5 protein-coding genes are annotated in these 6,010 nt (G+C 38.8%); all 5 read left to right on the top strand.

The features are described from left to right. On the top strand, positions 1-294 hold a 294-nt coding region (locus tag ACQKNR_RS17835; protein WP_427319219.1), incomplete at its 5' end, for an LPXTG cell wall anchor domain-containing protein. A gap of 672 nt (positions 295-966) precedes the next feature. Next, positions 967-1,905, top strand: a complete 939-nt coding sequence (glaH, locus tag ACQKNR_RS17830) for a glutarate dioxygenase GlaH (protein WP_427319217.1) — start codon at positions 967-969, stop codon at positions 1,903-1,905. Positions 1,906-1,963: 58 nt separating this feature from the next. Continuing rightward, positions 1,964-3,166 (top strand): L-2-hydroxyglutarate oxidase, encoded by a 1,203-nt coding sequence (lhgO, locus tag ACQKNR_RS17825; protein ID WP_427319215.1) that lies wholly within the window; start codon positions 1,964-1,966, stop codon positions 3,164-3,166. Positions 3,167-3,501: 335 nt separating this feature from the next. Next, positions 3,502-4,554, top strand: coding sequence for a proline racemase family protein (locus ACQKNR_RS17820; RefSeq protein WP_427319213.1), 1,053 nt, complete (start codon positions 3,502-3,504; stop codon positions 4,552-4,554). Between the two features lie 170 nt (positions 4,555-4,724). After that, positions 4,725-5,702, top strand: coding sequence for an ornithine cyclodeaminase family protein (locus ACQKNR_RS17815; protein WP_427319211.1), 978 nt, complete (start codon positions 4,725-4,727; stop codon positions 5,700-5,702). Positions 5,703-6,010: the final 308 nt, after the last annotated feature.

The following is a 6,010-nucleotide window of genomic DNA, read 5'->3' as shown; positions in this document are numbered from 1 at the left end:
TACGGTGAAACGCCAAATACAGGTGAGAAACCGAATACGGGTGAGAAACCAAATACAGGTGAGACGCCAAATACGGGTGAAACGCCAAATACAGGTGAGAAACCGAATACGGGTGAGAAACCAAATACGGATGAAGATAAATCAAAAGTTTTAAAAACAAAGAAGAATTCAAGAGAAAATGGAGAGGTATTACCAAAAACAGGGGGCGGAATTTCTAAAGAATTATATATGGGCATACTTTTTATAATGATGGGATTAGGCTTACTTTTATTGAACAAAAAAAGTAAACAATGATTTTAATTTTCAGGCGGTAGATAAATTTTCTATAAGGGATAGCGCCCCATCGCTATCAAGCTAACAAAACAAAATACTCCCTAAAATAAAAAAATACGCTATTCTTTCTGTAGAATCATAGGAAAGGATAGCGTTTTTGTATGTTTATTTCTGTATTTGATGAATTACAACTATTTGCTCAAGAGATTCAAAGATTTTTATCTCCAAATATTTTACGGAATCTTGCTAGAGATGTTGGTTTCGTGCAATGATGCGCATTTTTAAGAATGTTTTAAACCAGCTGAACGCAATTTCAGTTTGTTTACACTCTTAAGTTGATGGGCATGTGTTATGATCCAAAATAAGAAAAAATAAATTGACAGTTAGAAAATTTTGAATTATCATTTAATTAATAAGATCCATTCGAGAAATTAGCCTTCTCTAAATTCGATCTTGCTTTCCTGTTTTACACATATTTTTATATGAACTGTCTATTATTATTGTACTTTAAGAGATTAAAGACACTCGTAATGATAAGCCAGTTGTACGTTTCTACGATTTTCTGTCGTGGTGCGTATGACTGGCTTTTTGCTGTTAGGGCAGTAAGACCGAATCTCGGCATAAGAAGATAAGGATAACTGTCTGTAAAAAGCGTCAATACGTTCTTCATATTTCATTTAGGGAGGAATTGAAATGTCGATTATTACAGAACAAAATGCGAAGATGAAGTTTGTAAAGAAATATGAGGGATATGAAATTGTTCCTCATCCGGAGCATAAACGTTTATATCATATTACGCTAAATCAGCAATTGCTTAAGCAATTTTTTGAAGAGGTAAAAGAGCATTCAGAGCAGTCATTACAATACATTCCTTATTCTCGGTTTAATCTTGCTGATAGCATGAGAAAGATTTTTGGGCAATCGTTTATGGATAACATTCGCGGCATTATTCATGACCGTGAAACAGGCGGATTTACAATTGGGGTGCAAGGGGAAACGTCCGATCCAGCAGACTATGTGAAATTTGCGACAGCATTAACACATTTAATTGGAACACCGAATTTTGATGCGATGACAGGAACGTATTATGCTAGATTTAATGTAAAAGATACGGATAGTAGTGATTCATATCTTCGTCAAGCGTATCGATTATTCACACTTCATACAGATGGAACATTCGTTGATGAGCCAACCGATTGGCTTCTTATGATGAAAATTGAAGAGCAAAATGCAGTAGGAGGGGAATCCCGTTTACTACATTTAGACGATTGGGAAGATCTTCAAAAATTTAGAGATCATTCGCTCGCATCTGTTAAAATTACGTATAAAGCACCACCAAGTAAAAATGCGCAAGAAATTGTATATCGCGAAACATTTTTTGATGTAAATAACGCACCGTGCATTTGCTTTATCGATCAGTTCGCGTATCCAGATAATATTGAACAAGCAAACTATCTAAAAGATTTATCGTATTCAGTTGAAAATTCACCAGCAACACATGCATTAAAACTACCAGTTGGTGATTTAGTTCTTTTAAACAATTTATTTTGGATGCACGGAAGAGCGGCATTTGAGAAAAATAAAGATTTATATAGAGAACTCATGCGTCAACGCGGGTGTTTTTCTAAATAATATGTACGGCGGGTCTTTCAAAGAGACCTGCCTTTTATACTATTAAGGGGGAAGTAGGATGTATGACTTTATAATTATTGGTGGAGGAATTGTTGGTCTTTCAACTGGAATGGCTTTAACAAAAAAATTCCCTCATGCGAAAATCGCAATTATTGAAAAAGAAAAGGAACTAGCGCATCATCAAACGGGTCATAATAGCGGTGTAATTCACTCGGGTATTTACTATAAACCAGGGAGCTATAAAGCAAAGTTTGCCAAGGAAGGAAATGCGGCTATGGTCCAATTTTGTAAAGAAAATAACATCGCTTATGACATGTGCGGAAAAGTAATTGTCGCGACAGAAAAAGAAGAACTTCCTCTTTTACATAATTTATACGAGAGAGGGTTACAAAACGGCTTACATATTTCCAAAATAGATAAGGAACAATTAGCAGAAGTGGAGCCGCATGTAAAAGGACTTGGTGCAATTCGTGTTCCTTCTTGCGGTATTGCTGATTATAGAGGAGTAAGTCATGCTTTTGCTCGTTTTATTCAAGAAAAAGGCGGAGAAGTGCATTTAGGAACAGCAGCAGAACAGATCGTTGAGAAAAAAGACGTCGTAACAATTGAGACAAATCAAGGTGTATTTAAAACGAAATTTCTCATTAACTGCGCTGGCTTACATAGCGATCGCATTGCGAAAAAGACAGGCATATTAACAGATATGAAAATTGTCCCGTTCCGCGGTGAGTATTATGAACTTGTCACGGAAAAACGCCATCTCGTAAAGCATCTAATTTATCCAGTTCCAAACCCAGAATTTCCGTTTTTAGGTGTTCATTTCACAAGAATGATAAACGGGGACGTACATGCAGGACCAAATGCTGTATTAAGCTTCAAGCGAGAAGGCTACACGAAAAAAGACTTTGATATAAAAGACTTCATGGAAACAATGACATACACAGGCTTCTGGAAAATGGCGATGCCAAATATGAAAGAAGGTATAAAAGAAATGGTGCGCTCATTTAGTAAACAATCATTTCTAAAAAGCCTGCAGCGCCTCATACCAGAACTGACAGAAAAAGATATCGTCCCAACGCATGCAGGTGTAAGAGCACAGGCCATTTTATCAAACGGAAATATGGTTGATGACTTCTGCATTATCCCTGGCATAAACTCTCTGCATATTTGCAATGCGCCGTCTCCAGCCGCAACGGCTAGTATAAAGATTGGTGAGGAGATTGCGAAGCAAGTGCCGGATGTGGTGGCGGTTAGGGTTTGATGGGTCCCCTGAGTTTTCGGGGGATTTTTTTGGTTGGGTCTTTCTGAGCATCGGCTGGGTGTGGGATTGGTTGGTGAATTCGATGGTTACTCTGTTTTTGGTTGGTGGTTATTAGGTGTGAAACTGCGAGATTTGTCGGTAAGTCGATAAGTTGTGTCGAATCGCCGATATATTCGGAGTTGCGGTCGATAAAATTGGATAATCGCTGATATATTTTTTGGGGGATGTGGGATTGATTGTAGGTTGATAATCACTCACTGTCTACTGTATAAAAAAGTAGACAGTAGTGTGTATTTTTTAAAAAATATATACAGATTTATACTCTATGCGTTGGCATGATATTTGCAATGAAAATAGTATCAACATATAGGGGAGAGATAGAAATGAAGGTTAGTAAAATATACACAACAATTGATGCTCATGTAGCTGGGGAACCGCTTCGAATTATTACGGGCGGCGTGCCGGAAATCAAGGGAGAAACACAGCTTGAAAGACGTGCATACTGTATGGAACATTTGGATCATCTTCGCGAAATTCTTATGTATGAACCGAGAGGACATCACGGCATGTACGGCTGTATCATTACTCCGCCCGCAAGTGCTCACGCTGATTTTGGCGTATTATTTATGCATAATGAAGGCTGGAGTACGATGTGTGGACACGGTATTATTGCTGTTATTACAGTAGGAATTGAAACAGGTATGTTTGAAGTGACAGGTGAAAAGCAAAAGTTCATTATTGATAGTCCTGCTGGGGAAGTCATCGCGTATGCAAAATATAACGGGAACGAGGTAGAGTCTGTATCATTTGAAAATGTCCCTTCATTTGTATACAAAAAAGACGTTCCTATTAAAATAGATAACTATGAATTTCAAGTAGATATCGCATTTGGCGGAGCATTTTATGCCGTTGTAGATAGTAAAGAATTTGGTTTGAAAGTTGATTTCAAAGACTTATCTGCTATTCAAACGTGGGGCGGGAAAATTAAACACTATATTGAGAGCCAACTGGAAGTAAAACATCCACTGGAAGAAGGTTTAAAAGGAATATACGGCGTTATTTTTTCAGATGAACCGAAAGGGAAAGACGCTACTTTACGAAATGTAACGATCTTTGCTGACGGGCAAGTAGATCGTTCTCCTTGCGGTACAGGAACTTCTGCAAGAATTGCAACCCTTTTTGAAAAAGATGCCTTACAACAAGGAGAAACATTCATCCACGAATGCATTACTGGCGGACAATTCGAAGGAGAAGTATTATCTGTAACAGAGGTAGATCAATATGAAGCAGTTATTCCGAAAGTAACCGGGCAGGCATTTATTACAGGATTTCATCAGTTTGTTGTAGATCCGAGAGATGTTTTGAAGCGTGGATTTCTGTTAGGATAAAGTGAAACTTTAATCAGTGGGGGAGGTGTCCATCCCCACTGATTATTAGTTGAACCAATCGGGCGTTTACGGGCAGCCCGACTCCCACCTAACTTCTTTGCTCAAGCTGAATTTTGAGGTGGGAGTCTTACTGCCCACAAATAGCGGGATAAAAGGAGAGGTGAAAAAATATGCTAGTCATAAGCGCGAACGAACAAAGAAACTTAGTAAATATGAACGAGGTTATTGAATACGCGGCGCTTGCTTTACAAGAGTTTTCCGCGGAAAGAACGATTACACCAATACGCGCTTCATTACCATTTGCGAACGAGCAAAATACGGCATTAATTATGCCTTCAGTAGCGGAAGGGCTTGAAGCGCTTGGAGTAAAAATAGTAACGGTAGTCCCTCATAATAAGAAGCTCGGAAAGAAAACGATAAACGGGATTGTAATGCTATCAGACTTTCAAACGGGAGAACCACTCGCACTATTAGAAGGATCGTACTTAACGATGATCCGAACAGGCGCCTTATCAGGAGTAGCGACAAAACATTTAGCTCGTCATAACGCAAAAACTTTATGCATCATCGGCACCGGTGAACAAGCGAAAGGAATTGCAGAAGCTGTATTCGCGGTTAGAGATATCGAAAAAGTCATTTTATACAATCGAACGGAAGAAAAAGCGTATGCATTCGCGCAATATATACAAGAGAAATTCAACAAACCGGCTTACGTTTATGCAAGTCCAAATGAAGCAATAAGCGAAGCAGACATCATCGTCACGACAACAAATGCATCCACACCAGTCTTCTCAGAAACATTGCAAAAAGGCGTCCACGTAAACGCCGTCGGTTCATTCAGACCGAGCATGCAAGAACTGCCATCTCACGCTATCACTAACGCAAACAAAGTAGTAGTCGAATCAAAAGAAGCAGCATTAGAAGAAACGGGTGATCTCCAAGTTCCGATTAAAGAAGGCCTGTTCAAGGAAACCGACATTCACGCCGAACTTGGTCAAATTATAAGCGGGGAAAAAGCCGGTAGGGAGAATGATGAAGAGATTACCGTGTTTAAATCAGTTGGCCTAGCGGTAGTAGATATAATAGTGGCGAAGTATTTGTATGAAAAAGCGGTGGAGCATGGAGTGGGGAATAAGATTCAGTTTTGAGACTGCCTTTTGGTGGTCTTTTTTTGTATGGTGAGGGGCGTTACTGTGGGGATTGCTTGCTAGTCTGGAAGGTGGTTTCTGCGAATTTTGTCGAATCACCGATAAATTCGGAGTTATGGTCGATAAAATTGGATAATCGCTGATAAAATTTTTGGGGATGTGGTATTCGTTTCTGTTAATAGATTTCAAACTTTCCACATTTACAAAAAAGTTTGACTTTATATACGGGCAGTGGTAATTTAAAACTTATAAGAAAACTCGGGATTAAATCCGAGTTTTCTTATGGGTATAAATAGTTCGAGGGGGCC

Source organism: Bacillus sp. NPDC094077 (genome assembly GCF_050279465.1).
Classification (GTDB): Bacteria; Bacillota; Bacilli; order Bacillales; family Bacillaceae_G; genus Bacillus_A.
This window is presented reverse-complemented; position numbering and strand designations above follow the sequence as displayed.